Consider the following 25,394-nt stretch of genomic DNA (forward strand, 5'->3'; position numbering starts at 1 on the left):
ATGGGACTCGAAGAGAAACTCCCCAGCGGGTTCATCCTCAGCACGGTCGAGCAGGCCGCCGGCTGGGCACGCAAGAACTCGGTGTGGCCGGCCACGTTCGGCCTCGCCTGCTGCGCCATCGAGCTGATGGCGACCGGCGCCTCCCACTACGACCTCGCGCGCTTCGGCATGGAGCGCGCTTCGGCGACTCCGCGGCAGGCCGACCTGATGATCGTCGCCGGCCGGGTGTCGCAGAAGATGGCGCCGGTGCTGCGGCAGATCTACGACCAGATGGCCGAGCCCAAGTGGGTCATCGCGATGGGCGTGTGCGCCTCCAGCGGCGGCATGTTCAACAACTACGCGATCGTCCAGGGCGTCGACCACGTCGTGCCCGTCGACATCTACCTGCCGGGCTGCCCGCCGCGGCCGGAGATGCTCATCGACGCGATCGTCAAGCTGCACGACAAGATCCAGAACATGAAGTTCGGCGCGCACCGCGCCCAGCAGATCGAGGACCTCGAACTGCGGGCGCTCCGTACGCTGCCGCTGATCGACCAGGGGGCGACCAAGTGACTTCGCCCGACAACCTCCCCGAGGTCCCCGACGCGAAGGTGCCCGACGAGGCACAGGCGCCGGAGCCGGTCGAGGCGCCCGTCGTCCGGCGCGGCATGTTCGGCGTCCACGACTCCGGCGACACCTCCGGCTTCGGCGGGCTGGTCGTCCGCCGCCAGCCGCGGCTGTCCACCCCGCGCCCGTACGGGGGCTACTTCGACGAGATCGTCGACGCCCTCGGCATGGACGACGCCATCGAGCGCGTGGTCGTCGACCGCGGCGAGCTGACCCTGCACGTCAAGCGGGAGCGGCTGGTCGAGGTGTGCCAGAAGCTCCGCGACGACCCGGAGCTCCGCTTCGAGCTGTCGCTCGGCGTCTCCGGGGTGCACTACCCGCACCTCGAGGGCGAGGAGCTGCACTCCCTCATCCACCTGTGCTCGATGACCCACAACCGCCGGGTGCGCGTCGAGACGAGCTGCCCCGACGCCGACCCGCACATCCCGTCGACCGTCGGCGTCTACCCGACCCACGACTGGCACGAGCGCGAGGCGTACGACTTCTTCGGGATCGTCTACGACGGTCACCCCGCGCTGACCCGGATCATGATGCCCGACGACTGGGACGGCCACCCGCAGCGCAAGGACTACCCGCTGGGCGGCATCCCGGTCGAGTACCGCGGCGCCACGATCCCCTCGCCGGATCACAGGAGGTCATACTCATGAGCACCGCCTACGACGAGGCGACAGAAGGCAAGGTCTACTCGGTCACCGGGGGCGACTGGGACGACGTCGTCACCGGCGTCCGCGAGGGCGACGACGAGCGCCTGGTCGTCAACATGGGCCCGCAGCACCCGTCGACCCACGGCGTGCTCCGGCTGGTCCTCACCCTCGACGGCGAGACGGTCACCGAGGCGCGCAGCGTCATCGGCTACCTCCACACCGGCATCGAGAAGAACATGGAGTACCGCACGTGGACCCAGGGGACCACGTTCGTCACTCGCATGGACTACCTGTCGCCGATCTTCAACGAGACGGCCTACTGCCTGAGCGTCGAGAAGCTGCTGGGCATCGAGGACCGGGTGCCCGACCGGGCCCAGGCGATCCGCGTGATGATGATGGAGCTCAACCGCATCTCCTCTCACCTGGTCGCGATGGGCACGTTCGGCATGGAGCTGGGCGCCACCACGCCCTTCCTGTTCGGCTACCGTGACCGCGAGATGGTCATGGACCTGTTCGAGTACATCACCGGCCTGCGCATGAACCACGCCTACGTGCGGCCCGGCGGCGTGAGCGTCGACCTGCCCGCGGGCGCGGTGGACAAGGTCGGCGAGCTCCTCAAGGAGATGCCCAAGCGGATCAAGGACATCCGCAAGCTCCTCGACGAGAACCCCGTCTACCTGCGCCGCACCCAGGACGTGGCCTACCTCGACCTGACCGGCTGCATGGCGCTCGGCATCACCGGGCCGATCCTGCGGGCCTCGGGCCTGCCGTGGGACCTGCGCAAGACGCAGCCCTACTGCGGCTACGAGACCTACGAGTTCGACGTCGCGGTCCAGAAGGGCTGCGACGTGTACTCCCGCTACCTCGTCCGCATGCAGGAGATGGAAGAGTCCCTCAAGATCATCGAGCAGGCTCTGGACCGCATCGCCGGTCCGCTCAAGGGCGACCCGGTGATGATCGAGGACAAGAAGATCGGCTGGCCGGCGCAGCTCGCGCTCGGCCCCGACGGGCTCGGCAACTCGCCCGACCACATCGCGCACATCATGGGCAGCTCGATGGAGGCCCTCATCCACCACTTCAAGCTGGTGACCGAGGGCTTCCGGGTGCCCGCCGGGCAGGCGTACGCGCCGATCGAGTCGCCCAAGGGCGAGCTCGGCGCGCTCGTCGTCAGCGACGGCGGCACCCGCCCCTACCGCGTCCACTTCCGCGAGCCGTCCTTCAACAACCTGCAGGCCATCCCCGCCATGTCGGAGGGCGGGCAGGTCGCAGACGTGATCGCCGCGGTGGCATCAATCGACCCCGTCATGGGAGGTGTGGACCGGTGAGCTACGCACCGGAAGTCCGGGAGCGTCTGGAGAAGGACGCCAAGGAGATCATCGGCCGCTACCCGAAGGCTCGTTCGGCGCTGCTGCCGCTGCTCCACCTCGTGCAGTCGGAAGACGGCTACGTCTCCGACGACGGCCACGAGTTCTGCGCGGAGATCCTCGGCGTCAGCAAGGCCGAGGTCGTCGGCGTGTCGACGTTCTACACGATGTACAAGCGCAAGCCGGCCGGCGACTACCACGTCGGCGTGTGCATCAACGCGCTCTGCGCGGTCATGGGCGGCGACGAGATCTGGGAGCAGCTGACCGAGCACACCGGCATCGGCCACGACGAGACCACCCCTGACGGCAAGGTCTCGCTGGAGCGCCTGGAGTGCAACGCGGCCTGCGACTTCGCCCCGGTCATGATGGTCAACTGGGAGTTCTTCGACAACCAGACCCCCGAGTCGGCCAAGCAGCTCGTCGACGACCTGCGCGACGGCAAGGACATCCGCCCGACCCGCGGGCCGAAGCGGCTGTGCTCGTTCAAGGAGGCCTCGCGCGTGCTGGCCGGGCTGCCCGACGACCAGGCGGGCGAAGGCCCCTCGGCCGCCGGCGCCTCGCTGGAAGGCCTGAAGGTCGCCAAGGCCAACGGATGGAAGGCCCCAGAGGCATGAGTACTACCCTTACTCCGGTCCTGACCGCGAGCTGGGACAGGCCCGACTCCTTCACCATCGACGGCTACGGCCCGTACGAGGCCGCCAAGAAGGCGCTGGGCATGGACCCCGACGCCGTCATCCAGGCCGTCAAGGACTCGGGTCTGCGCGGCCGCGGCGGCGCTGGCTTCCCCACCGGAATGAAGTGGGGCTTCATCCCGCAGGGCGACGGCAAGCCCCACTATCTCGTCGTCAACGCCGACGAGTCGGAGCCGGGCACCTGCAAGGACATCCCGCTGATGATGGCCAACCCGCACTCGCTGATCGAGGGTGTCATCATCACCTCGTACGCGATCCGGGCCAACCACGCCTTCATCTACGTGCGGGGCGAGGTGCTGCACGTGATCAGGCGGCTGCACGCGGCCGTGCGCGAGGCGTACGAGAAGGGTTATCTCGGCACCGACGTCTTCGGCTCCGGCTACGACCTGGAGCTCGTCGTGCACAGCGGCGCGGGCGCCTACATCTGCGGCGAGGAGACCGCGCTGCTCGACTCGCTGGAGGGCTTCAGGGGTCAACCGCGTCTCAAGCCTCCGTTCCCGGCGGTGGCGGGGCTGTACGCCTCGCCGACTGTTGTGAACAACGTGGAGTCTGTGGCGAGTGTTCCCAGCATCATCGCCAACGGCGCCGACTGGTTCGCCTCCATGGGCACCGAGAAGTCCAAGGGCTTCGGCATCTTCTCGCTGAGCGGCCACGTCACGCGGCCCGGCCAGTTCGAGGCGCCGCTCGGCATCACGCTGCGCGAACTGCTCGACATGGCGGGCGGCATCCGCGAGGGGCACCGGATCAAGTTCTGGACCCCCGGCGGCTCGTCCACGCCGATCTTCACCGACGAGCACCTCGACGTCCCGCTGGACTTCGAGGCCGTCGGCGCGAAGGGCTCCATGCTCGGCACCCGCGCGCTGCAGATCTTCGACGAGACCACCTGCGTGGTCCGCACCGTGCTGCGCTGGACGGAGTTCTACGCCCACGAGTCGTGCGGCAAGTGCACGCCGTGCCGCGAGGGCACCTACTGGCTCAAGCAGGTGCTCAAGCGCCTGGAGGCCGGCCAGGGCACCGAGGAGGACCTGTCCACGATCACCGACATCGCGGACAACATCCTCGGCCGCTCGTTCTGCGCGCTCGGCGACGGCGCGACCAGCCCGATCCACTCGTCTGTGAAGTACTTCCGCGAGGAGTACCTCAAGCACTTCGAGGTCGGCGGCTGCCCGTTCGACCCGAAGAAGTCCACTCTGTGGGGTGACCGGTGACCACGACCGCTGTAGAGACCAACCTGGTGACCTGCACGATCGACGGGTTCCAGATCAGCGTCCCCAAGGGCACGCTGATCATCCGGGCGGCCGAGCTGCTGGGCATCCAGATCCCCAGGTTCTGCGACCACCCGCTGCTCGACCCGGCGGCCAACTGCCGTCAGTGCCTGGTCGACATCCCCGACGCCGGCAACGGCCGCGGCTTCCCGAAGCCGCAGCCGTCCTGCGCGATCGAGGTCGCCCAGGGCATGGTGGTGCAGACCCAGCTCACCTCGCCGGTCGCCGAGAAGGCGCAGCGCGGGGCGATGGAGTTCCTGCTCATCAACCACCCGCTCGACTGCCCGATGTGCGACAAGGGCGGCGAGTGCCCGCTGCAGAACCAGGCCATGTCCAACGGCCAGGGCGAGTCCCGCTTCCAGGAGAAGAAGCGGACCTTCGCCAAGCCGCTGCCGCTCTCGACCCAGGTGCTGCTCGACCGCGAGCGCTGCATCCAGTGCGCGCGCTGCATCCGGTTCTCCGACCAGATCGCCGGCGACCCGTTCATCGACTTCTTCGAGCGGGGCGCCAAGGAGCAGGTCGGCGTGGCCGACGGCGAGCCGTTCCAGTCCTACTTCTCCGGCAACACGGTGCAGATCTGCCCGGTGGGCGCGCTGACCGGCGCCGCCTACCGGTTCCGGGCCCGCCCGTTCGACCTGGTGTCCACGCCGAGCGCGTGCGAACACTGCGCCTCCGGCTGCGCGCAGCGCACCGACCACCGGCGCGGCAAGGTCACCCGCCGCCTGGCGGGCAACGACCCGCAGGTCAACGAGGAGTGGAACTGCGACAAGGGCCGCTGGGCGTTCACCTACGCCACCCAGCCCGACCGGCTCCGGACGCCGCTGGTCCGCGACGAGGAGGGCGTGCTCGTGCCCACCTCGTGGCCGGAGGCGCTGAGCGTGGCCGCGCAGGGCCTGGCCGCCGCCCGCGGCAAGGCGGGCGTGCTGCTCGGCGGCCGGCTCACGGTCGAGGACGCCTACGCCTACGCCAAGTTCGCCCGCATCGCGCTCGGCAGCAACGACATCGACTTCCGTGCCCGGCCGCACTCCGCCGAGGAGGCCCGCTTCCTCGCGCACGCGGTCGCCGGCACCGGCATCGAGATCTCCTTCACCGACCTGGAGAACGCGCCCGCCGTGGTGCTCGCCGGGTTCGAGCCCGAGGAGGAGTCGCCGAGCGTCTTCCTGCGGCTGCGCAAGGCGTGGCGCAAGCGGGGGCTCCCGGTCACCTCGATCGCCCCGTTCGCCACCAAGAGCCTGGCCAAGATGGGCGGCACGCTCGTCCGCACCGCTCCCGGCGGCGAGGCCGACGCGCTCGGCGAGCTCGCCGGCACGCTGGCCGAGGGCACGATCGTGCTGGCCGGCGAGCGGCTGGCCACGGTCCCCGGCGCGCTGTCCGCCCTGGTGCGGCTGGCCGCCTCGGGGGCCAGGGTCGCCTGGATCCCGCGCCGGGCCGGTGAGCGCGGCGCCGTCGAGGCGGGCGCGCTGCCCAACCTGCTGCCGATCGGCCGGCCGGTCGAGGACGCCACCGCCAGGGCCGAGGTCGCCAGGGCGTGGGGCGTCGCCTCGCTGCCGGAGACGCCGGGCCTCGACACCTCGGGCATCCTCGCCGCCGCCCGTGACGGCGAGCTCGACGCCCTGGTCGTGGCCGGGGTCGACCCGTACGACCTGCCGGACCCGGCGCTGGCGCTGGAGGCGCTGGAGCGGATGCCGTTCATCGTCAGCCTGGAGATCCGCGCGAGCGCGGTCACCGACCGGGCGGACGTGGTGCTGCCGGTCGCCGCCGTCCAGGAGAAGGCCGGCACGTTCGTCAACTGGGAAGGCAGGGGTCGCTCGTTCGAGGCGCCGATCAAGGTGCCCGGCATGCAGAGCGACCTGGCCGTGATCGGCAACCTCGCCGACCGGATGGACGTCCACCTGGGGCTGCCCGACGCGCAGGCCGCCCGCCGCGAGCTGACGTCGATCGGCGCCTGGCGCGGCGACCGCGTCGCCGCCCCGTCCGTCGCCACCCGCGCCCTGCCCGCGCCCGCCGCGGGCCAGGCCCTGCTGGCGACCTGGCACCTGCTGCTCGACGACGGCCGTCTGCAGGACGGCGAGCCGTACCTCGCGGGCACCGCCCGCGCGGCCGAGGCGCTGGTCTCGGCGAGCACGGCGGCGGAGATCGGCGTCGCCGACGGTGACAAGGTCGTCGTCGGCGGGGCCGGCCCCACCGCCGTCACGCTGCCCGTCCGCATCGCCGACCTGCCGGACCGCGTGGTCTGGGTGCCGTCGAACTCGGGCGGCTGCTCGGTCACCCGCGATCTGGGCGCGGTGGCCGGCGACATCGTCACGATCGGGAGCGCCTCATGACCTACGTTCTCGCGGCCGATCCGACCCTTGCCGACTTCGGCAAGGACCCGCTCTGGATCACCATCATCAAGGCCGTGATGCTCTTCGCCTTCATCATGGTCGGCATCCTGCTCGGCGTCTGGTTCGAGCGGAAGCTGATCTCCAGGATGCAGCACCGCTACGGCCCGAACCGCGCGGGCAAGTTCGGCATCCTGCAGTCCGTCGCCGACGGCCTGAAGATGGGGCTCAAGGAGGACCTGACCCCGCGGACGGTGGACAAGGCGCTCTACCTGATGGCCCCGATCATCATGGTGGTGCCGGCCTTCCTGGCCTTCTCCGTCATGCCGTTCGGGCCGATGGTCAACCTGTTCGGCGTGCAGACGCCGCTGCAGCTGCTCGACCTGCCGGTGGCGGTGCTGTTCGTGCTCGCCATGGGCGCCGTGTCGGTCTACGGCGTGGTGCTCGCCGGATGGTCCTCGCGCTCGCCGTACGCGCTGCTCGGCGGTCTGCGCTCGGCGGCCCAGGTGGTCTCGTACGAGATCGCGATGGGCCTGTCGTTCGTGGCCATCTTCCTGTTCGCCGGCACGCTGTCCACCTCGGAGATCGTCGCGGCGCAGCAGCAGACCTGGTTCGCGGTGCTGCTCATCCCGTCGTTCCTGATCTACGTGGTCACCATGTTCGGCGAGGCGGCCCGCATCCCGTTCGACCTGCCCGAGAGTGAGGGTGAGCTGGTCGGCGGCTTCCAGACGGAGTACTCCTCGTCGCTGAAGTTCGCGCTGATCATGATGGGCGAGTACGTCCACACCTTCACCGCCTCCGGCATCGCCGTGACGCTGTTCCTCGGCGGCTGGCGGGCGCCGTTCCCCATCTCGCTGTGGGAGGGCGCCAACGTCGGCTGGTTGCCGGTGCTGTGGTTCATCATCAAGTTCATCCTGGTGTTCTGCTTCATCGTGTGGGTGCGGGCCTCGCTGCCGCGCATCCGCTACGACCAGCTGATGTCGCTCGGCTGGAAGGTGCTGATCCCGGTCAACCTGGCGTGGATCCTGCTCGTCGCGGCCGTGCGCAACGTGATCTTCGTCCGCAACGGCACCTTCGACGGCGACATCTACCTCTCCGCGGGGATGGGCGTGATCATCGTGATCGGCGCGCTGGCGATCTGGATGCGGTTCGACACCGTCAACCAACGGCGCAAGGAAGCCAAGAAGGCGGAGGTCGAGGCCGAGTTCGAGGAACTGTCCAAGGAGCCGGCAGCCGGTGGCTTCCCTGTGCCGCCGCTTGATCTGCCGCACTACCACGGGGCGCAGCACAAGGAGATTCCCAGTGGGACTAACTGATTGGCTGAACCCCGTCAAGGGCTTCGGGGTCACCTTCCACACGATGTTCAAGAAGCCCGTCACGACCAACTACCCGGAGGTCAAGAAGCCGACGGCTCCTCGCTTCCACGGTCGCCACCAGCTCAACCGCTGGCCCGACGGCCTGGAGAAGTGCGTGGGGTGCGAGCTGTGCGCCTGGGCGTGTCCGGCCGACGCGATCTACGTCGAAGGCGCGGACAACACCGAGGACGAGCGCTACTCTCCGGGCGAGCGTTACGGGCGCACGTACCAGATCAACTACCTGCGGTGCATCCTCTGCGGGCTGTGCATCGAGGCGTGCCCGACCCGGGCGCTCACGATGACCAACGAGTACGAACTCGCCGACGGCAGCCGTGAGGCACTGATCTTCACCAAGGAGATGCTCCTGGCCCCGCTCACGCAGGGCATGGAGCAGCCGCCGCACCCGATGCGCCTGGGCGAGACGGAAGAGGACTACTACCGGCTGGGACGGACCAATGGGTGAGACCATCACTTTCTGGGTGCTCGCCGTCGTGTCCGTCGGCGCGGCTCTCGGCGTGGTCTTCAACCGGAAGGCCGTCTACTCGGCGCTGATGCTCGGCACCGTGATGCTCTGCCTGGCGGTCCTGTACGCGGTGCAGGAAGCGCCGTTCCTGGCCGCGGTGCAGATCATCGTCTACACCGGCGCCGTCATGATGCTGTTCCTGTTCACGCTCATGCTGGTCGGGGTCGACACCTCCGACTCGCTGGTCGAGACACTGCGGGGACAGCGGTTCTGGGCGATCATCGCCGGGATCGGCTTCGCCGGGCTGATCGTGCTGGCCCTCGGCAACGCGGTCTTCAGCTCGCAGGCGGGGCTCGCCGCCGCCACCGCGCAGGGCGGATACATCCGCTCGATCGCGCTGCTGCTGTTCACCAAGTACGTGTTCGCGTTCGAGGTCACCTCGGCGCTGCTCATCACCGCCGCGCTCGCCGCGATGGTGCTGGCGCACCGCGAGCGGGTCGCCAAGAAGGCCACGCAGAAGGACCTGTCCAAGGCGCGCTTCCTCGGCGACCGGCCGACGCCGCTGCCGGGGCCCGGCACGTACGCCAGGAACAACGCGGTCGACATGCCGGCGCTGCTGCCCGACGGCTCGGTCTCCGAGGAGTCGGTCAACCCGTACATCGCCCGCTACGACGTCGAGCAGGACCGGCTGCCTAAGGACCCGAAGTTCGCCGAGGCCATCCGGCAACGGGCCGAGGAGGAGTCCGAGTGACCACGAATTACCTCATCCTGTCGGGCCTGCTGTTCTCGATCGGCGCGGTCGGCGTGCTGATCCGGCGCAACGCGATCGTGGTGTTCATGTGCATTGAGCTCATGCTCAACGCCTGCAACCTCGCCTTCGTCACGTTCGCCAGGCAGGTCGGCAACCTGGAAGGCCAGATCGTCGCGTTCTTCGTGATGGTGGTGGCCGCGGCCGAGGTCGTGGTCGGCCTGGCCATCATCGTGACGATCTTCCGAACCCGCAGGTCCGCGTCCGTCGACGACGCGAACCTGCTGAAGTACTAAGAGGTGACTGGTGGATCCCGTTGAGATCATCCAGCACACCACCGGTGGCGTGATCGGGCTGTCCTGGCTGATGATCGCCTTCCCCTTGGTGGGGGCGACCATCCTGCTGGTGTTCAACCGCTACACCAACCGGTGGGGCCATCTGCTGGGCGTGGCCATGTCCCTCGCCTCGTTCGTCGTGGCGGTGCTGGCGTTCGTCGAACTGCTCGGGCTCCCCGAGGCGCAGCGCCGCCAGGCGGTGCACCTGTGGGAGTTCATCCCGGGCATGGTGGACATGGGGTTGCTCATCGACCCCCTGTCGATCGCTTTCGCGCTGCTGATCACCGGTGTCGGATCGCTGATCCACATCTACTCGATCGGCTACATGTCGCACGACCCCGACCGGCGCAGGTTCTTCGCCTACCTGAACCTGTTCGTCGCGGCCATGCTCCTGCTGGTGCTGGCCGACAACTATGTCGGCCTGTTCATCGGCTGGGAGGGCGTCGGCCTGGCGTCCTACCTGCTGATCGGGTTCTGGCAGTTCAAGCCGTCGGCCGCGGTCGCGGCCAAGAAGGCGTTCGTGGTCAACCGCGTGGGTGACTTCGGGCTGCTGGTCGGCATGTTCCTGATCTGGACCACGTTCGGCACGCTCGCCTTCGCCGAGCTGAAGCCCATCACGGCGGAGAACCCGACCACGCTGGCCATCGGCCTGCTCCTGCTGCTCGGCGCGTGCGGCAAGTCCGCCCAGCTCCCGCTGCAGTCGTGGCTCCTGGACGCGATGGAGGGCCCGACCCCGGTCTCGGCCCTCATCCACGCGGCGACCATGGTCACCGCCGGCGTCTACCTGGTGGTCCGCTCCGGCGCGTTCTTCTTCCCGGAGGGGTCGGGCGCGGCACTCGCCGTCGCCGTCGTCGGTGCGGCCACGCTGCTGGCCGGTGCGATCATCGGGTGCGCGAAGGACGACATCAAGAAGGGCCTCGCCGGCTCCACGATGTCGCAGATCGGCTACATGATGCTGGGCGCGGGTCTCGGCCCGGTGGGCTACGCCTTCGCCATCGGCCACCTGATCACGCACGGCTTCTTCAAGGCCGACCTGTTCCTCGGCGCCGGCTCGGTCATGCACGGCATGAACGACGAGGTGAACATGCGCAAGTACGGCGGGCTCCGCACGTACATGCCGGTCACCTTCGCCACGTTCTTCATCGGCTACCTGGCGATCATCGGGTTCCCGCTGCTTTCCGGCTACTTCACCAAGGAAGGCATCATCGAGACCGCGGTGCACGCGCAGCCGATCCTCGGCTGGCTGGCCGTGGCCGGCGCCGGCATCACCGGCTTCTACATGTCGCGGATGGTCTTCATGACCTTCTTCGGCGAGAAGCGCTGGGAGAAGGACGCCCACCCGCACGAGTCGCCGACCGTCATGACGGTGCCGCTCATCGTGCTGTCGATCGGGTCGATCTTCCTGGGCGGCTACCTGATCCTGAGCAACCGGCTCATGGACTGGCTGGCCCCCGCGGTCGGCGCTCCCGCTGCGAGGCCGGAGTTCCACTTCACCAGCACCACCGGCCTCGCCACGCTGGCGCTGGTCGCGGTCGGCGCGGCGTTCGCCTGGTACAAGTACGGGCGCGCCGAGGTGCCCGCCGTGCAGCCGCGCGGCTCGTTCCTCACCACGTTCGCCCGGCGCGACCTGTACGGTGACGCGATCAACGAGTCGCTGATCATGCGTCCCGGCCAGTGGCTGACCCGCCTCGCGGTGTTCTTCGACAACCGCGGCATCGACGGCGTGGTCAACGGGCTGGCCGCGGGAATCGGCGGCAGCTCCGGGCGCCTGCGCAGGCTCCAGACGGGCTTCGCCAGAACCTACGCGCTGTCCATCCTGTTCGGTGCCGCCGTCCTCACCGGCGCCCTGCTCCTCGTAGGGAACATCTGATGTCGTCACTCTGGCTCCCGATACTCATGGCGGTGCCCGTCCTGGGCGCCATCGTGGTGGCCCTGCTCCCGAAGGGCAGCACCACCCTGGCCAAGCAGGTCACCCTGCTGGTCTCCCTGGTGGTGCTGGCCCTGACGCTGGTGATGGCGTTCCAGTTCCCGAACGCCGCCGGCGAGCGCTTCAAGTTCGAGGCCACGTACGACTGGATCCCGAGCTTCGGGGTGCACTTCGGCGTCGGCGTCGACGGCATCGCGCTGGTGCTGATCGCGCTGTCTGCGGTGCTGGTGCCGATCGTGGTGCTGGCCTCCTGGCACGACGCCGACGGGGTCAAGGCCGCCGACGGCACCGTGGTCGCGCCCAAGCGCTCGGTGAAGACGTACTTCTCGCTGCTGCTCGTGCTCGAGGCGATGATGATCGGCGTCTTCGCGGCGACCGACGTCTTCCTGTTCTACGTCTTCTTCGAAGCCATGCTGATCCCGATGTACTTCATGATCGGGTCGTACGGCGGGGCCCAGCGGTCCTACGCGGCCGTCAAGTTCCTGCTGTACTCGCTCTTCGGCGGCCTGCTCATGCTGGTCGCGGTCATCGGGCTGTACGTGGTCGCGGGCCAGGGGACGTTCATGTTCCCCGAGCTCGTCGGCGCCATCCAGGACCCGGCCACGCAGAAGTGGCTGTTCGCCGGGTTCTTCATCGCCTTCGCCATCAAGGCGCCGCTCTGGCCGGTGCACACCTGGCTGCCCGACGCGGCGGCCCAGGCGCCCGCCGGCGCCGCGGTGCTGCTGGTCGGCGTGCTCGACAAGGTGGGCACGTTCGGCATGCTCCGCTTCTGCCTGGAGCTGTTCCCGGACGCGGCCAAGGCGTTCACCACGCCGATCATCGTGCTCGCGGTCATCAGCATCATCTACGGCGCGATCGTGGCCATCGGGCAGACCGACATGAAGCGGCTCATCGCCTACACGTCGATCTCCCACTTCGGGTTCATCGTCATGGGCGTGTTCGCGATGTCCCAGGTCGCCCAGGCCGGGGCCGCGCTCTACATGGTCAACCACGGCTTCGCGACCGGGGCGCTGTTCCTGGCGGCAGGGTTCCTCATCGCCAGGCGCGGCTCGCCGCACATCGCCGACTACGGCGGCGTCCAGAAGGTCACGCCGGTGCTCGCCGGCTTCTTCCTGGTCGCCGGTCTGGCCGGGCTCTCCCTGCCGGGGCTGTCGTCGTTCGTCAGCGAGTTCATGGTGATGATCGGCACCTACTCCAGCGAGGCGTTCGGCTCCGGCGCGCTGGCCGCGGCGGCGATCGTCTCCGCGCTGGCCGTCATCCTGGCCGCCGTCTACATCCTGTGGATGGTGCAGCGGGCGCTGAACGGCCCCACCGCCGAGCCGGTCAAGGCGTTCAAGGACCTGAACGCCCGCGAGGTGTGGGTCCTGGCGCCGCTCGTCGCGCTGATCATCGGCTTCGGGTTCTTCCCCAAGCCGCTGCTGGACGTGATCAACCCGGCCGTGACCTCCACCCTGGTCAACGTCCAGGTGCACAACCCGGGCGTCGCTGAGAAGGGAGCCGGGCAGTGAACCCGACCATCGAGTTCCCGACGATCGAGTACGCCACGCTGGCGCCGCTGCTGTTGGTCTTCGGCGCGGCGATCCTCGGCGTGCTCGTGGAGGCGTTCGCGCCTCGCTACCTGCGCAAGTCGTTCCAGGTGCCGCTCACCCTGCTCTCCCTGATCGGCGCGTTCGCGCTGGTCATCGTGCAGGTCGTCAGGGGTGACCTGCCGACCGCGCCGGTCGCCATGGGCGCGCTCGCCATCGACGGGCCCACGCTGTTCATCTGGGGCGTCATCCTCGTCCTGTCCGCCGTCTGCGTGCTGCTGATCAACGACGAGGGCCACTTCGTCGCCTCGGCCGCGTCCGTGCCGGGCAGCGCCGACGAGGAGGGGGCCGAGCGGGCCGGCCACGAGCACACCGAGGTCTACCCGCTGGCGCTGTTCGCGGTGGGCGGCATGCTCATGTTCCCCGCCGCGAACGACCTGCTGACGATGTTCGTCGGCCTGGAAGTCATGTCCCTGCCGCTCTACCTGCTGTGCGGCCTGGCCCGCCGGCGCCGCCTGCTGTCGCAGGAGGCGTCGATGAAGTACTTCCTGCTCGGCGCGTTCTCCTCGGCGTTCTTCCTGTACGGCGCCGCCATGGTCTACGGCTACGCCGGCACCGTGTCCTTCGCCGGAATCAGCCAGGCGATGGCGCAGGGCGCGCTGCTCGACCCGCTGCTGCTGCTCGGGTTCTCGCTGCTCGGCGTCGGCCTGCTGTTCAAGATCGGTGCGGCCCCGTTCCAGGCGTGGAAGCCGGACGTCTACCAGGGCGCGCCGACGCCGATCACCGCGCTCATGGCCTCCGGCACGCTCGTGTCGGCCGTCGGCGCGCTGCTGCGGGTGTTCTGGGTCGGCCTGGGCAACCTCGACTGGAACTGGCGTCCGGTGCTGTGGGTCGTCGCCGCGCTGACGATGATGGTCGGCGCCGTGATCGCCATCACGCAGACCGACATCAAGCGGATGCTCGCCTACTCCTCCATCGCGCACGCCGGCTTCCTGCTGGTGGGCGTGCTGGCGACGTACGACACCGGGGCGGGCAACGCCGTCTCGCTGCAGGCGATCCTCTTCTACCTGCTGGTGTACGGTGTCGCGACCGTGGGCGCGTTCGCCATCGTCACGCTCGTGCGCGACCCCGGCGGCGAGGCCAACCACCTGTCGCGCTGGGCGGGCCTGGGCAAGCGGGCGCCGATCCTGTCCGGGGTGTTCGCCTTCTTCCTGCTGGCCTTCGCCGGGATCCCGCTCACCAGCGGGTTCTTCGGCAAGTACGCGCTGTTCACGGCGGCCATCGGGAGCGGCCAGGAGGCCGGCGACTCGCTGGGCGCCTGGATGACCGGGCTGGTCGTGGTGGGCGTCATCGCCTCGGCGATCGCGGCGTTCTTCTACGTCCGCGTGATCGTGCTGATGTTCTTCAACGAGCCGGCGGCCGACGGCCCGGCCATCGCGGTGCCGAGTACGGGCACTGTGACCGTCATCACGCTCTCGCTGCTGGTTACCGTAGGAGTCGGGGTGTTCCCGGAGCCCGTGCTCCAGCTCGCCAACACGGCTGCTTCCAGCCTTTTCATTAGATAAGGGGAAACATATGTCCGCGCCTCCCGTTGTTGACCTTCCTATCGAAGACGAGCGGCTGGCGCAGGACGTGGCCAATGGTCTGGCCGCGGTCGAGAAGCTGCTGCGCTCGTCGGTGGAGAGCGAGGACGCCTTCGTCACGGAGGCGTCCAAGCACCTCATCGAGGCCGGCGGCAAGCGCTTCCGCACGTTGATGGTGCTGCTGGCCGCGCAGTTCGGCGACCCGTCGGCGCCGGGCGTGGTGCCCGGCGCCGTGGTCATCGAGCTGACCCACCTCGGCTCGCTCTACCACGACGACGTCATGGACGAGGCGCGGGTGCGCCGCGGCTCGCCGTCGGCCAACGCGCGGTGGGACAACACCGTGGCGATCCTGACCGGCGACTACCTGTTCGCCCAGGCCTCCGACCTGCTCGCCGACCTCGGGCCCGAGCTGATCAGGATCCAGGCGCAGACGTTCTCCCGCCTGGTGCGCGGGCAGATCCGCGAGACCGTCGGGGCGCGCGCGGGCGACGACGCGGTCGCCCACTACATCCAGGTGCTCGGCGACAAGACCGGCTCGCTCATCGCGGCGGCCGGCCGGTTCGGCGCGCTGCTGTCGGGCGCGCCGGCGGACGTCGAGGAGCGGCTCAGCCGGGCCTGCGAGGCCATCGGCGTGGCGTGGCAGCTCGGCGACGACCTGCTGGACGTGGCCTCGTCCTCCCGGCAGTCGGGCAAGACGCCCGGCACCGACCTGCGCGAGGGCATCAGGACCCTGCCGGTGCTCTACGTGCTGGCCGACGACCCGTCGTCGCGGCTGGGAGAGCTGCTCTCCGGGCCGGTGGCGGAGGACGACCTGGACGAGGCGCTGACGCTGCTGCGGGCCCACCCGGCGATGGCGCGGGCCCGGGGCGACCTGGACGCCTGGGTGGACCGGGCTCGGGCCGACATCAGCGGCCTTCCCGACATCCCGGCCAAGGCCGCATTTTTGACGCTATGTGACTACGTGGTCGAGCGATCTGGCTGACCTGCTGATGCGGGCGGCCCGCGCCGCCCGCAAGCTGTCGTACGTGAAGATGGCCAGCGCCAGCCAGACGATCGAGAACCCGATCCACCGGCTCGGCGGCATCGTCTCCTTCGCGATCAGCACCCCACACAGGAACTGCAGCACCGGCGCGATGTACTGCAGCAGCCCGATCGTGCTGAGCGGCACCCTGATGGCCGAGGCGGTGAAGCACAGCAGCGGCACCGCCGTGATCACCCCCGCGCCGACCATCAGCACCACGTGCCACGGCCCCAGGTCCACGAACGTCCCCTGCCCCGAGGCCTCCAGGAACCCGATGTACGCGACCGCGGGCACCAGCAGCAGCAGCGTCTCCACCGTCAGGCTCTCGGCCGCGCCCACGTTCGCCTGCTTCTTGATCAGCCCGTACAGACCGAACGAGAAGGCGAGCACCAGCGCCAGATACGGCAGCCTGCCGTAGTTCGTCGTCAGCACGATCACGGCCAGCGCGCCGAACCCCACAGCCGTCCACTGCAGCGGCCGCAGCCGCTCCCGCAGCAGCACCACCCCGAACAGCACGCTCACCAGCGGGTTGATGAAGTATCCGAGCGCGGCCTCCACCACGTGACCGGTGTTGACCGCGTAGATGTAGGTCCCCCAGTTGACCGTGATGATCAGCGCGGCCAGGGCCAGCAGGGCCAGCTTGCGCGGCTGCCGGACGATCTCCTTGATCCACGACCAGTATCTGCGCACGGCCAGCACCGCGACCACGGTGATCAGCGACCACACCATCCGGTGGGCCAGGATCTCGACGGCCCCGGCGGGCTTGAGCAGCGGCCAGTAGAGGGGGAACAGACCCCACATCGCATACGCGGCCACGCCATACAAGACACCGCGCCGTAGTTCAGGCATGAACCACATCTTCGGGCATGACTACCTTTGAGCACAAATGCGCGGTTCTTCACGGAAATATGTAGAGATGGTTAACCGTTGCAGCGTCTGTACAGTGGACTGCGGAGGTGCATTCTGATGGGCTGGCTGTTCGGAACCAAGGCGACCATGGTCACTCCCGACGAGGCCCTGACGGGCCGGCAGGAGCCGATCCCCGTCCCGGCCCGCCACGCGGTCCTGGACGCCCCCCTCGCCCCGCCCTACCCCGACGGCTACGAGATCGCCGACTTCGGCCTCGGCTGCTTCTGGGGCGCCGAGCGCAAGTTCTGGCAGACCCCCGGCGTCTACACCACCGCCGCCGGCTACCAGGGCGGCTACACGCCCAACCCCACCTACGAAGAGGTCTGCTCCGGGCGCACCGGGCACACCGAGGTCGTCCGGGTCGTCTACAACCCGGCCGAGATCTCGTACGAGCAGCTGCTGAAGGTCTTCTGGGAGTCCCACGACCCGACGCAGGGCATGCGCCAGGGCAACGACGTCGGCACCCAGTACCGCTCGGCGATCTACTACCACGGGGCGTCGCAGCAGGCGGCCGCGGAGGCTTCGCGGGACGCGTACGGGAAGGTGCTGGCCCAGGCGGGGTACGGGGGGATCACGACGGAGCTGGCCGAGGCCGGTCCGTTCTACTTCGCCGAGGATTATCACCAGCAGTATTTGTACAAAGTGCCCAATGGGTACTGCGGGATCGGCGGCACCGGGGTTTCCTGTCCGGTGGGTGTTGCTCCCGCTGGTGAGTGAGCAGGGCTGTCTATGCGCGATGCGTGACCTGTAGGACGTGGGCGAGGGCGTCGACTGCGGCCGGGTAGGTGCGCTCGCTCGGTGTTCCGTAGCCCACGATGATGCCCTGCGGGTGGTCTCCGGGGGTATGCCAGTGATCGCCCAGGTGTCCCACGCCCACGTCGTTGGCTGCCGCGGTGTGGAGTATCTGCTGCTCGGTCGGGCCTTCAGCCGGCAAGCTGATCAGGACGTGCAGGCCGGCGGCGATCCCGTGGACGGAGAAGCCGGTCGGCAGGGGGCCCGGCTGAGCGTGGAGGCGGGCCAGCAGCAGGTCGCGCCGGCGTTGGTAGCGCAACCGGCCTGCGCGGACGTGCCGGTCGTAAGCATGGCAAGCGATGAAGTCCGCCAGCGTCAGTTGGCCGATGGTCTCGGTGTGACGGTCATTGTGGCGCTTGGCTTCGACCAGCGGCTCCAGGAGGTGATGGGGTAGCACGATCCAGCCCAGACGCAGGGCGGGACTGAGGGCCTTGGAGACGGTTCCGACGTAGGCGACATGGTCGGGCGCGGTGCCCTGGATCGCGCCGATGGGTTGGCGGTCGTAGCGGAACTCGCCGTCGTAATCATTCTCGATGATCAGAGCGCCGCTGGAACGCGCCCAGCCGATGAGCGTCCGGCGGCGTCGCGGGTCGAGGGTGTGTCCTGTCGGATGCTGGTGGGCCGGGGTCACTTCCACGGCGTCAACCGACGGGAAGCCGGGGGCGCCGAGTAGGTCGGTGCGGGCGCCGCGCTCGTCCACGGCGAGCGGGACGACCGCCGAGCCGTTGCGACGGATCACCTCCCGGTGGAAGGCGACTCCCGGATCCTCCGTCGCGATGGTGGCCGTGCCGGTCTCGCTGAGTACGCGGCTGAGCAGTGCCAGGGCCTGGACGTACCCGTTTGTGATCATGATGAGGTCTGGGTGGGCGAGGACGCCACGGGTGCGTCCGAGGTATTCGGCCAGTGCGGTACGCAGTTCGATCCGGCCGCGCGGGTCGTCATAGGCGTACGCGTCGGCTGCGGCGGAGCCCAGTGCCCGGCGGGTGGACCGCAACCATGCCGCCGTGGGGAAGGCGGAGACATCTGGGCGGCCCGGGCGGAGATCGTGCCGGGGGCCGGGCGATGCCAGGTCATGCCGGCCGGCTGTGCTGTCCGTGTGGCGCTGGGGGAGCGCGGCCACCGCCGTGCCCGATCCCTGGCGGGCGGTCAGGTATCCCTCGGCGATGAGCTGGTCGTACGCGGCCCTGACGGTTCCGCGGGACAGCCCGAGTTCGGCGGCGAGATTGCGGCTGGCAGGCAGCCGGGCATGGGGTGCCAGCCGTCCAGATTGGATCGCGGCCCGTAACGCCTGCTCGAGAGCGGCGCGGCGGCCGGTCGCCGGGTCGAGTTCCAGATGCAGATCGATACCGGAAGTGGGCCAAGAATTCGACATGTTGGTGGATCTTAATTCAGGCCCAATACTCTCGTAGCGTCGCTACGGTGACCATCGAGAGGCGCCCGTCGTGTACGGGTCAGGCCGTCCACGCTCCAGGCCATCAGGTGTGGCTGCTGGCGGTGAGCTACGGGGTGACGATGGCCAACCTCTATTACTGCCAGCCACTGCTTCCTGACATGGCACGGTCGTACGCCTCGGCCTTGGAGGTCGGGTACCTCCCTGCCGTCGGGCAGCTGGGCTATGCGCTGGGGCTGGTCCTGGTCGTGCCGCTTGGCGACATCGTCCGTCGACGCCCGCTGGTCTGCCTGCTCCTGCTTGTCGACGTCGTGGCGCTCGTCGTGACCAGCACGGCGCCCACCGTAGCCGTACTGCTGGCCGCGGGGGCGGTGATCGGCTTGGCCGGTGCGAGTGTGGTGAACATCCTCATCCCCTACGCCGCCGCCCTCGCCGGCGAGCACGAGCGCGGTCGCGTCATCGCGATGGTGCTCAGCGGTGGCCTGGTGGGCATTCTGCTCTCCCGGACGATCGCCGGCCTGACTGCCGAGGCGTTCGGCTGGCGTGCGCTCTTCCTGGGCGCCGCGGTTGTGACGCTTCTGCTCACCGGCGCGCTGGCACGCACCCTGCCGCCAGCCCCCGCCGAGATGGCGATCGGCTACGCCGCGCAGTTCCGGGCGGCCGTCAAGCTGGCGGTGAGTGAGCCGCTGCTCAGGAGACGCTCGCTGATCGGTGCCTGTACCTTCGGCGCGTTCGGGGTGTTCTGGGCGACCGTGGCATTCCTGCTGTCAGGACCTTCGTACCGATACGGCGAAGCTGAGATCGGCCTGTTCGCGTTGGTCGGCGTCGCGGGTGCGATCGCGGCACGGACGGTCGGTCGTGCTGTGGACAGGGGATGGCAACGCCAGTTGACCGGAATTCTCCTCATCGTAGGCGTGGCCTCGTTCGGGGTGATGGCGATCGGAACGCAGGGGCTGGTATGGCTGGTCGTCGGGCTCCTGGCGATGGACCTGGCGGTACAAGGCACACACCTGGTGAACATGAGCGTGGTCTATGGCCTTGTGCGCGTGGCACGTTCACGGATCGCTTCCGTATATATGACCACCTACACCCTTGGGGGCGTGGCCGGCACCGCTGCGGGCACGGCGGCGTATCGGCTCGGCGGATGGGCTGCGGTCTCGGCGGCCGGCGCCGTGTTCATGGTCTTGGGATTGATCGTGTGGGCGCGGGACAATCATGGAGGTTTTCATGCAAGCTGACACGCCGACTCCTCTTCTGGTGCTCTGGGACATCGATCACACGCTGATCGACGCCGGTACGGTCGCGCGCCAGGCCTATGCCGAAGCGTTCCGTAAGGCGACAAACCTGACGCTGGAGCAGCCCTGGCAGTTCGACGGCCGCACCGAACTGGCCGCCGCTACTGATGCGCTGAGGGCTCACGGCCTGGATCCCGACGCCGACCTGCTGGACGCCTTCACGGATCTGCTGATCGCGGAACACCTGGACCGTGCGGGCGACCTGGTCGCTGACGGGCGTGCGCTGCCAGGTGCGGCCGATGCGCTGACGGCTGTGGGGGCCGTCCCGAGAGTGCGTCAGTCAGTACTGACCGGCAACCTGTATTCGCTCGCGGTGTTGAAGTTGGAAGTGTTCGGGCTCGACCGACACATCGACTTCCGTCTCGGCGCGTATGGAGGCGACGCCTTCGAACGCGCCGACCTGCCGGCACACGCCTTCAAGCGCACGGAGCGGCATCTCGGCCACCGACACAGCGGCGCCGACACTGTCATCATCGGCGACACCCTCCGTGACATCGCCACCGCCCACGCGGCCGGGGCCAGGATCGTCGCGGTCGCAACCGGAACCGACAGCGTCGCCGAACTACGAGCGGCGGGCGCGGATATCGTGCTGCCGGATCTCACGGACACCTGCGCCGTCCAGCACGCTGTTACCGAAGGGAGGCGGCCCAGCTGAACCGCGGGGTAGGACCCGGCGGTGTGGCGGCAAGTGGTGTGATGCAGCCCGGGCACGATGCTACTGAGCTGAGCGTCACCGCAGCGGCCCAGCGAGGCGTTGTGCGCCTGGCGGCTCGACCATTTGGAGCTGCGCCCGATCTGCGTGATTTGGCGCTTGTCCTTGCTCGGTCGGTCACGGATACGGGGGAGCGAGTCGGGCACACCCCGTGAGTCGCTCGCCGCCATCCCGGACGACGAATAACCCGTGTCAGACGTGGAAGTCTATGCCGAGGCGACGGCGAGGGTACGCGAGGCGGATGCCCGCCGTCCAGAGGTCATCCAGCTCGGCCAGGTGATCGAGCGCCTTGTACTCTCGCCGATCACATTCGTGTGGAGTAGACGCCGCTTAGAGAGCCTGGTCCGGATCGGCTTGCGGACCGACTGATCTACACAGTGGGGGATGGCTCGCGAGAACGTCGCCGCTTATGACTCCGAGAGGCCGTCGACATGTGGGCTGAGCACCGGTCGAAGCTCTGCTGAGCGGCACATCTATGACCTGAAGTCAAGCGCTACCACCTTCTCAAGGTGCCGTATGGGTACTGCGGGACCGGTGTGGCTTGCTCCGTTGATGGCCGTCTTCGACCGTGTGTGCCACCGAGCCGCCAGCGGTTCCGCTTGCGTTATTTCGTTTGTTGCGGATACTGCGAAGAGGAGGTGACGTCATGACTGACGTGCAGGCCAAGCGAGTTCAGCCGGGGAGCATCGATGCCGAGGTAGCCGGTCGCGCGGTACGCCGGATCAAGGATTACCTCATGCGGTACCCCGAGCAGCCGACCGTCCGGGTCGCCGGAGAACACGGGGGTGAGGATCCGTTGATCCTGCCTCGCGAAGCCGTGAGTCTGCTCGCCTTCATCCTTGCCCAAGCAGCCGAAGGGCGCGGAGTCACGGTGATTCCGTCGCATGCTGAGGTGACGACACAGCAAGCGGCGGACATGCTGAACGTGTCGCGCCCGTACTTGATCAAGCTTCTGGAGACGGGAGAGATCCCCTTCCGATTGATCGGCAAGCACCGCCGAATCAGGTACGAGGATCTTCAGGAATACAAGCGTCGCGATGACGCCAAGCGCCGGACCGCGGCCGATGAGCTCGCTGCGCTTGGGCAAGAGCTGGGTATCTGAGCCATGACATTCGTGGTGGTCTACGACGCGAACGTGTCGTACGGCAACACCCTGCGTGACCTGCTCAGGGTTGCAAGCCGCTGATCGAAGGGCTGAAGCTTCCTGACGCCGATGATCGGGGTGAAGTCGCCCGACGACTTCGTGCTGGACCGAATTGACCTGGACGGAAGGGGCGTTGGGGCTTGTGTGCAGTAGATCGCGGACTCACGGACCAGCCCGCCGGAGAGTGCTCGACGCTTTGGAGGCGGCGGGCAAGGTCCCGAATGGGCGCTGCGGGCTAGTCCCCGCTCGCTCGTATGATCATCTGTCGGCCTCCTGGTTCCACTTCTCCGAGGGTGTTCCGTTCTCGCACCGAAGTGATCAGTGCTCGGAACGCGTGTGGCAGGGTGTCAGGCTTGTGCCGTAAGGCTGTTTCAAGGCGTACGAGGAAGGCGAGAAGCTCGGGGTCCGAAACAGAGAGGGCATGCTCTCTCAGTCGGTCGACATCCCGGAATACCTTGGCATCGTCGTCCAGAGGTTTTATGGTGACCAGGTTCCTGGCCATGGCCATGATGAGGTCGCCGACGGGCAGCGGTCGTCCCGTTGCTTCGACCTGCCTGGCCAGGCCGCCTGCCCACTGCAGGTTGGCCCATAGTCGTGCCACCAGCGCTTCCTCCAGCCACGCTCTCACCTGCTCCCGGACCGCGATCTGCTGACCAGTCAGCGTGCGCGTGGAAATGGTCAACTCCACGATCGCGGCCAAGGCGGTGAGCGCGACGCCCAGAGTGAGTGAGCTGCTCAGATCGTCTGTGAAGACCTGGGTGGTGACCGCGGCCGTGCCGCCCGCGCTGATGGCTCGCGCCGAACTCCTCCAGCGCTGGTGCCGCCGTCTGATCTCGCTGTCCGGGACGTAGCGGTGGATCTCGGCGGCCATCTCCCATCGGGCGGCGCCTGGAGATTCCCCCTCGCGCGCTTCTATCAGCACGCCGTGTGCTTCGTTGAGAACCGCTTCCGCGAACAGCGCGCTACGTCCTTCTTCCTTCACATGGTATTGGGCGAAATCAAGTGCTCTCTGTCCCATGGGGCTTTCGGCGGCGTCTCCTATCCAGGCTTTCAGTCGGTCGTCGAACGTCAAACTGAGCCGACCGCGATAATCTGGAAAGCGAACGCCCCACGTTACCTTTTCTCTGGCCCAGCGGCTCATGCGCCTGAAGACGCCGGAACGGTCCTGGTCGATCGGAAATTCTGTGATGTCGAGTGCGTCGCAGAAGGCGGTGGCCGCTTGTCCCACTCTCTCTGAGAGGATGGTGTCGTCCTCGCTGAGCGCGCGGGAGACGGCCTGCCAGCGCAGGTATTTGAGCCAATTTCTCCTTTCTATCGTCTTCTTTCCGATCTGATACCAACGCACGCTTTTGCCGACGTAGCTGGCGACTGGGGGATGTGTCGACATGCCGCTATGTTACAGAGAGGGTCTGTGGGTATGGTGCATTAGCTGTTATGTCTCACTCGTACGAATTATTTCGATTGTCCAGCAGTCGAAGAGAGACTGCTCCGTGTGCCAGGGTCGCCTGGGAAGGCCGCTGTTCCTCCGGGTCCCGTAGTTACATGATCGTCGCTGAAATGGCTCCTGCCGCGTTGCCTTCCCGGGCGACCCTCGTACCTAGGGAAACGCACCATAACGGGGAGAATTACAGTGAAACGCGTCCTGGCGCTGTTATGTGCCTTCTTCGTCACGCTCGTCATCATGCCGCCGACGCCGGCACACGCGTCGGCGTCCACCAGCACTGTCAAGCTCGCTTGGACCTACGTCGCCCAGGCCGATCCGAAGGCCTCCCACTGGAACAGCGCGGACGGCGCGCTCGTGGGGACGGGCGTCCAGCCTCCTGGCGTGTTCCGCTCCTTCTTCCGCATGGACATCAGCCCGATGCACGGCAAGAAGCTGCTCCACGTCACCTTTTCGGGCTATCTCAAAAGCGGCGCCTGTGACCCCACCGTCGAGCTCTGGGTGACCGGGCAGATCGGCCCGGAGACCACCTGGCGCAACCAGCCGGCCTGGAAGCGGAATCTCGGCACCGGGACCGTCGCCGACGGCTTCGACTCCTGCTTCTTCGGCTGGCGGATCGGTGACCTCGTGCGGGATGCCGTCGCACGCGGTGAGAGGCACCTGACCTTCGGGATGCGTGCGGCCAGTGAGGTCGGGCCGCGCAACCTGCGGGTCTTCGAGACCGATCAGGTCAACCACCCGTACTGGGGTCGCTTCGACACGCCGGCGCTGCGTTTCTGGTACAACACCGTGCCTGAGGTGCCCACGGATCCGGCCATCAGCCTCGACGACTTCTGCGGGCCCGGATCGCGCCCGGAGACGAAGTTCGTCCCCACCACAACGCCCACCCTGGGCGCTGAAGTCGTCAACGCCGACCGGCAGCACGGCGATCAGATGTCGGCGCGCTTCGAGTGGGCAGACTCCTCCGGCACCGTTCTGGGCTCGGCGACCTCCTATCCCCAGCAGGAGGGCAGGCACTGCACCGAGGTCCCCGAAGGGCTACTCGTCGATGGCCAGACCTACCAGTGGCGGGTGCGCGCCGAGGATCACTACCAGGAGCCGGAGACCTTGGAGATGCTCAGCGACGTCAGCGACTGGACGGCCTGGCAGGAGTTCACCGTCGACGTGACCCGGCCCACGCTGCCGGTGATCGCCTCCGAGACCTATCCGGCGAACGCGACGGGCGGGCTGGTCGGCACGCCGGGCGTGTTCACCTTTGCCCCCGGTGACTCCACCGACGTCGTGTCCTACAAGTACCGGCTCACACCGGGCGGTCCCTTGGCCGGGCAGGTGACGGCCGATGCCGAGGGACGGGCCAGTGTGTCGCTCACCCCTACGGTCTGGTTCCGCCACACCCTGTATGTCGCAGCGGTCGACCGGGCCGGTAACGCCGGGCCGGAGCGTGCCTACTCCTTCACACCGGGGCGGAACCCGGCGCCGTCGGTCGTCTCGACCGTCTACCCGGAGAACACACCCGGCGGCGGCGCGGGCGTGCCAGGCGAGTTCACCTTCTCGCCCAACGGCGCACAGGACGTCGTCGCGTACGGTTACCGCCTGGACTCCGGTGAGACGCTCCAGACCTCCGCCGACACGCCCACCGTGACCATCACGCCCGAGAGTGCCGGTACACACACGCTGTCGGTGTGGAGCATCGATGCGCGCGGCTACTTGAGCTGGGCACGTGACTACGACTTCATGGTGAACTGAGCGATTTGCTGAAAGTGCCGCGCGTGGGCGTGAGATCCGGGCGCGGACAGGCATAGACAGGAGCCTCGCCGGGGGTTGGGTCGAAGGCGACCACAACGCCCACCCTCGGCGAGGT

General features: G+C 68.2%; 22 protein-coding genes. 19 read left to right on the plus strand and 3 right to left on the minus strand.

Annotated features, from left to right (window positions below):
* The 14 genes from FR742_RS39845 (at nt 1) to FR742_RS39910 (ending at nt 15,811) form a co-directional block, all read left to right on the plus strand.
* Complete coding sequence (locus FR742_RS39845) at nt 1-552, plus strand: NADH-quinone oxidoreductase subunit B family protein (protein ID WP_148036371.1); 552 nt, start codon at nt 1-3, stop codon at nt 550-552.
* Nucleotides 549-1,253 (plus strand): NADH-quinone oxidoreductase subunit C, encoded by a 705-nt coding sequence (locus tag FR742_RS39850; protein WP_148036372.1) that lies wholly within the window; start codon nt 549-551, stop codon nt 1,251-1,253. Before FR742_RS39845 ends, FR742_RS39850 begins: the two co-directional genes overlap by 4 nt.
* Nucleotides 1,250-2,575: an NADH-quinone oxidoreductase subunit D gene (locus FR742_RS39855; RefSeq protein ID WP_148036373.1), complete on the plus strand. Its 1,326-nt coding sequence runs from the start codon at nt 1,250-1,252 to the stop codon at nt 2,573-2,575. Before FR742_RS39850 ends, FR742_RS39855 begins: the two co-directional genes overlap by 4 nt.
* A complete protein-coding gene (gene nuoE, locus FR742_RS39860) occupies nt 2,572-3,228 on the plus strand; it encodes an NADH-quinone oxidoreductase subunit NuoE (protein ID WP_148036374.1) in 657 nt (218 codons plus the stop codon). Before FR742_RS39855 ends, nuoE begins: the two co-directional genes overlap by 4 nt.
* On the plus strand, nt 3,225-4,514 hold the full coding sequence (nuoF, locus tag FR742_RS39865; RefSeq protein WP_148036375.1) for an NADH-quinone oxidoreductase subunit NuoF: 1,290 nt from the start codon (nt 3,225-3,227) through the stop codon (nt 4,512-4,514). The genes nuoE and nuoF overlap by 4 nt, the downstream gene beginning before the upstream one ends.
* Nucleotides 4,511-6,895, plus strand: a complete 2,385-nt coding sequence (locus tag FR742_RS39870) for an NADH-quinone oxidoreductase subunit G (protein ID WP_148036376.1) — start codon at nt 4,511-4,513, stop codon at nt 6,893-6,895. Before nuoF ends, FR742_RS39870 begins: the two co-directional genes overlap by 4 nt.
* Complete coding sequence (nuoH, locus tag FR742_RS39875) at nt 6,892-8,208, plus strand: NADH-quinone oxidoreductase subunit NuoH (protein ID WP_148036377.1); 1,317 nt, start codon at nt 6,892-6,894, stop codon at nt 8,206-8,208. The genes FR742_RS39870 and nuoH overlap by 4 nt, the downstream gene beginning before the upstream one ends.
* Entirely contained in the window at nt 8,195-8,710 is a 516-nt protein-coding gene (gene nuoI / locus FR742_RS39880; RefSeq protein WP_148036378.1) for an NADH-quinone oxidoreductase subunit NuoI, read from the plus strand. Before nuoH ends, nuoI begins: the two co-directional genes overlap by 14 nt.
* On the plus strand, nt 8,703-9,461 hold the full coding sequence (locus FR742_RS39885; RefSeq protein WP_148036379.1) for an NADH-quinone oxidoreductase subunit J: 759 nt from the start codon (nt 8,703-8,705) through the stop codon (nt 9,459-9,461). Before nuoI ends, FR742_RS39885 begins: the two co-directional genes overlap by 8 nt.
* The gene (gene nuoK, locus FR742_RS39890) at nt 9,458-9,754 is read left to right on the plus strand and encodes an NADH-quinone oxidoreductase subunit NuoK (protein WP_148036380.1); all 297 of its coding nucleotides are present in this window, start codon (nt 9,458-9,460) and stop codon (nt 9,752-9,754) included. Before FR742_RS39885 ends, nuoK begins: the two co-directional genes overlap by 4 nt.
* A gap of 70 nt (nt 9,755-9,824) precedes the next feature.
* Nucleotides 9,825-11,663, plus strand: coding sequence for an NADH-quinone oxidoreductase subunit L (gene nuoL / locus FR742_RS39895; protein ID WP_187281654.1), 1,839 nt, complete (start codon nt 9,825-9,827; stop codon nt 11,661-11,663).
* Nucleotides 11,663-13,228: an NADH-quinone oxidoreductase subunit M gene (locus FR742_RS39900; RefSeq protein ID WP_148036381.1), complete on the plus strand. Its 1,566-nt coding sequence runs from the start codon at nt 11,663-11,665 to the stop codon at nt 13,226-13,228. The genes nuoL and FR742_RS39900 overlap by 1 nt, the downstream gene beginning before the upstream one ends.
* A complete protein-coding gene (gene nuoN / locus FR742_RS39905; RefSeq protein WP_148036382.1) occupies nt 13,225-14,811 on the plus strand; it encodes an NADH-quinone oxidoreductase subunit NuoN in 1,587 nt (528 codons plus the stop codon). Before FR742_RS39900 ends, nuoN begins: the two co-directional genes overlap by 4 nt.
* A gap of 10 nt (nt 14,812-14,821) precedes the next feature.
* Nucleotides 14,822-15,811, plus strand: a complete 990-nt coding sequence (locus FR742_RS39910) for a polyprenyl synthetase family protein (RefSeq protein ID WP_148036383.1) — start codon at nt 14,822-14,824, stop codon at nt 15,809-15,811.
* On the opposite strand, the gene rarD is transcribed toward FR742_RS39910, so the two are convergent.
* Nucleotides 15,779-16,666, minus strand: a complete 888-nt coding sequence (rarD, locus tag FR742_RS39915; RefSeq protein WP_261809035.1) for an EamA family transporter RarD — start codon at nt 16,664-16,666, stop codon at nt 15,779-15,781. The two genes, FR742_RS39910 and rarD, sit on opposite strands and share 33 nt — an antisense overlap.
* Nucleotides 16,667-16,816: 150 nt before the next feature.
* Between rarD and msrA the strand changes: the two genes are divergently transcribed.
* Entirely contained in the window at nt 16,817-17,476 is a 660-nt protein-coding gene (gene msrA, locus FR742_RS39920; protein ID WP_148036385.1) for a peptide-methionine (S)-S-oxide reductase MsrA, read from the plus strand.
* Nucleotides 17,477-17,486: 10 nt separating this feature from the next.
* On the opposite strand, the gene FR742_RS39925 is transcribed toward msrA, so the two are convergent.
* A complete protein-coding gene (locus FR742_RS39925) occupies nt 17,487-18,923 on the minus strand; it encodes a PLP-dependent aminotransferase family protein (RefSeq protein WP_148036386.1) in 1,437 nt (478 codons plus the stop codon).
* A gap of 47 nt (nt 18,924-18,970) precedes the next feature.
* Here FR742_RS39925 and FR742_RS39930 point away from each other — a divergent pair, with 47 nt between their 5' ends.
* The 3 genes from FR742_RS39930 to FR742_RS39940 all read left to right on the plus strand — a co-directional run bounded on the left by FR742_RS39930 (nt 18,971) and on the right by FR742_RS39940 (nt 22,050).
* Nucleotides 18,971-20,179 carry an MFS transporter gene (locus tag FR742_RS39930; protein ID WP_148036387.1) on the plus strand — a complete coding sequence of 403 codons (1,209 nt, stop codon included), beginning with the start codon at nt 18,971-18,973 and terminating at the stop codon, nt 20,177-20,179.
* Nucleotides 20,169-20,891: an HAD hydrolase-like protein gene (locus FR742_RS39935; protein ID WP_187281593.1), complete on the plus strand. Its 723-nt coding sequence runs from the start codon at nt 20,169-20,171 to the stop codon at nt 20,889-20,891. The genes FR742_RS39930 and FR742_RS39935 overlap by 11 nt, the downstream gene beginning before the upstream one ends.
* Before the next feature lie 703 nt (nt 20,892-21,594).
* Entirely contained in the window at nt 21,595-22,050 is a 456-nt protein-coding gene (locus FR742_RS39940; RefSeq protein WP_148036389.1) for an excisionase family DNA-binding protein, read from the plus strand.
* A 277-nt stretch (nt 22,051-22,327) separates the two neighbouring features.
* On the opposite strand, the gene FR742_RS39950 is transcribed toward FR742_RS39940, so the two are convergent.
* Entirely contained in the window at nt 22,328-23,479 is a 1,152-nt protein-coding gene (locus tag FR742_RS39950; protein ID WP_148036390.1) for a hypothetical protein, read from the minus strand.
* A gap of 243 nt (nt 23,480-23,722) precedes the next feature.
* On the opposite strand from FR742_RS39950, the gene FR742_RS39955 reads away from it, so the two are divergent.
* A complete protein-coding gene (locus FR742_RS39955) occupies nt 23,723-25,279 on the plus strand; it encodes a hypothetical protein (RefSeq protein ID WP_148036391.1) in 1,557 nt (518 codons plus the stop codon).
* The last annotated feature ends 115 nt before the right edge of the window (nt 25,280-25,394 follow it).

Origin of the sequence: Nonomuraea sp. C10, assembly GCF_008017515.1 — a bacterium.
GTDB lineage: Bacteria > Actinomycetota > Actinomycetes > Streptosporangiales > Streptosporangiaceae > Nonomuraea > Nonomuraea ferruginea.

Excerpts from the sequence above, each read along its gene's own strand:
- FR742_RS39845 (WP_148036371.1), top strand. The coding sequence starts at position 1 with ATGGGACTCGAAGAGAAACTCCCCAGCGGGTTCATCCTCAGCACGGTC.
- FR742_RS39855 (WP_148036373.1), top strand. The coding sequence starts at position 1,250 with ATGAGCACCGCCTACGACGAGGCGACAGAAGGCAAGGTCTACTCGGTC.
- nuoF (WP_148036375.1), top strand. The coding sequence starts at position 3,225 with ATGAGTACTACCCTTACTCCGGTCCTGACCGCGAGCTGGGACAGGCCC.
- nuoH (WP_148036377.1), top strand. The coding sequence starts at position 6,892 with ATGACCTACGTTCTCGCGGCCGATCCGACCCTTGCCGACTTCGGCAAG.
- FR742_RS39885 (WP_148036379.1), top strand. The coding sequence starts at position 8,703 with ATGGGTGAGACCATCACTTTCTGGGTGCTCGCCGTCGTGTCCGTCGGC.
- nuoL (WP_187281654.1), top strand. The coding sequence starts at position 9,825 with ATGATCGCCTTCCCCTTGGTGGGGGCGACCATCCTGCTGGTGTTCAAC.
- FR742_RS39900 (WP_148036381.1), top strand. The coding sequence starts at position 11,663 with ATGTCGTCACTCTGGCTCCCGATACTCATGGCGGTGCCCGTCCTGGGC.
- FR742_RS39910 (WP_148036383.1), top strand. The coding sequence starts at position 14,822 with ATGTCCGCGCCTCCCGTTGTTGACCTTCCTATCGAAGACGAGCGGCTG.
- msrA (WP_148036385.1), top strand. The coding sequence starts at position 16,817 with ATGGGCTGGCTGTTCGGAACCAAGGCGACCATGGTCACTCCCGACGAG.
- FR742_RS39925 (WP_148036386.1), bottom strand. The coding sequence starts at position 18,923 with ATGTCGAATTCTTGGCCCACTTCCGGTATCGATCTGCATCTGGAACTC.
- FR742_RS39935 (WP_187281593.1), top strand. The coding sequence starts at position 20,169 with ATGCAAGCTGACACGCCGACTCCTCTTCTGGTGCTCTGGGACATCGAT.
- FR742_RS39940 (WP_148036389.1), top strand. The coding sequence starts at position 21,595 with ATGACTGACGTGCAGGCCAAGCGAGTTCAGCCGGGGAGCATCGATGCC.
- FR742_RS39950 (WP_148036390.1), bottom strand. The coding sequence starts at position 23,479 with ATGTCGACACATCCCCCAGTCGCCAGCTACGTCGGCAAAAGCGTGCGT.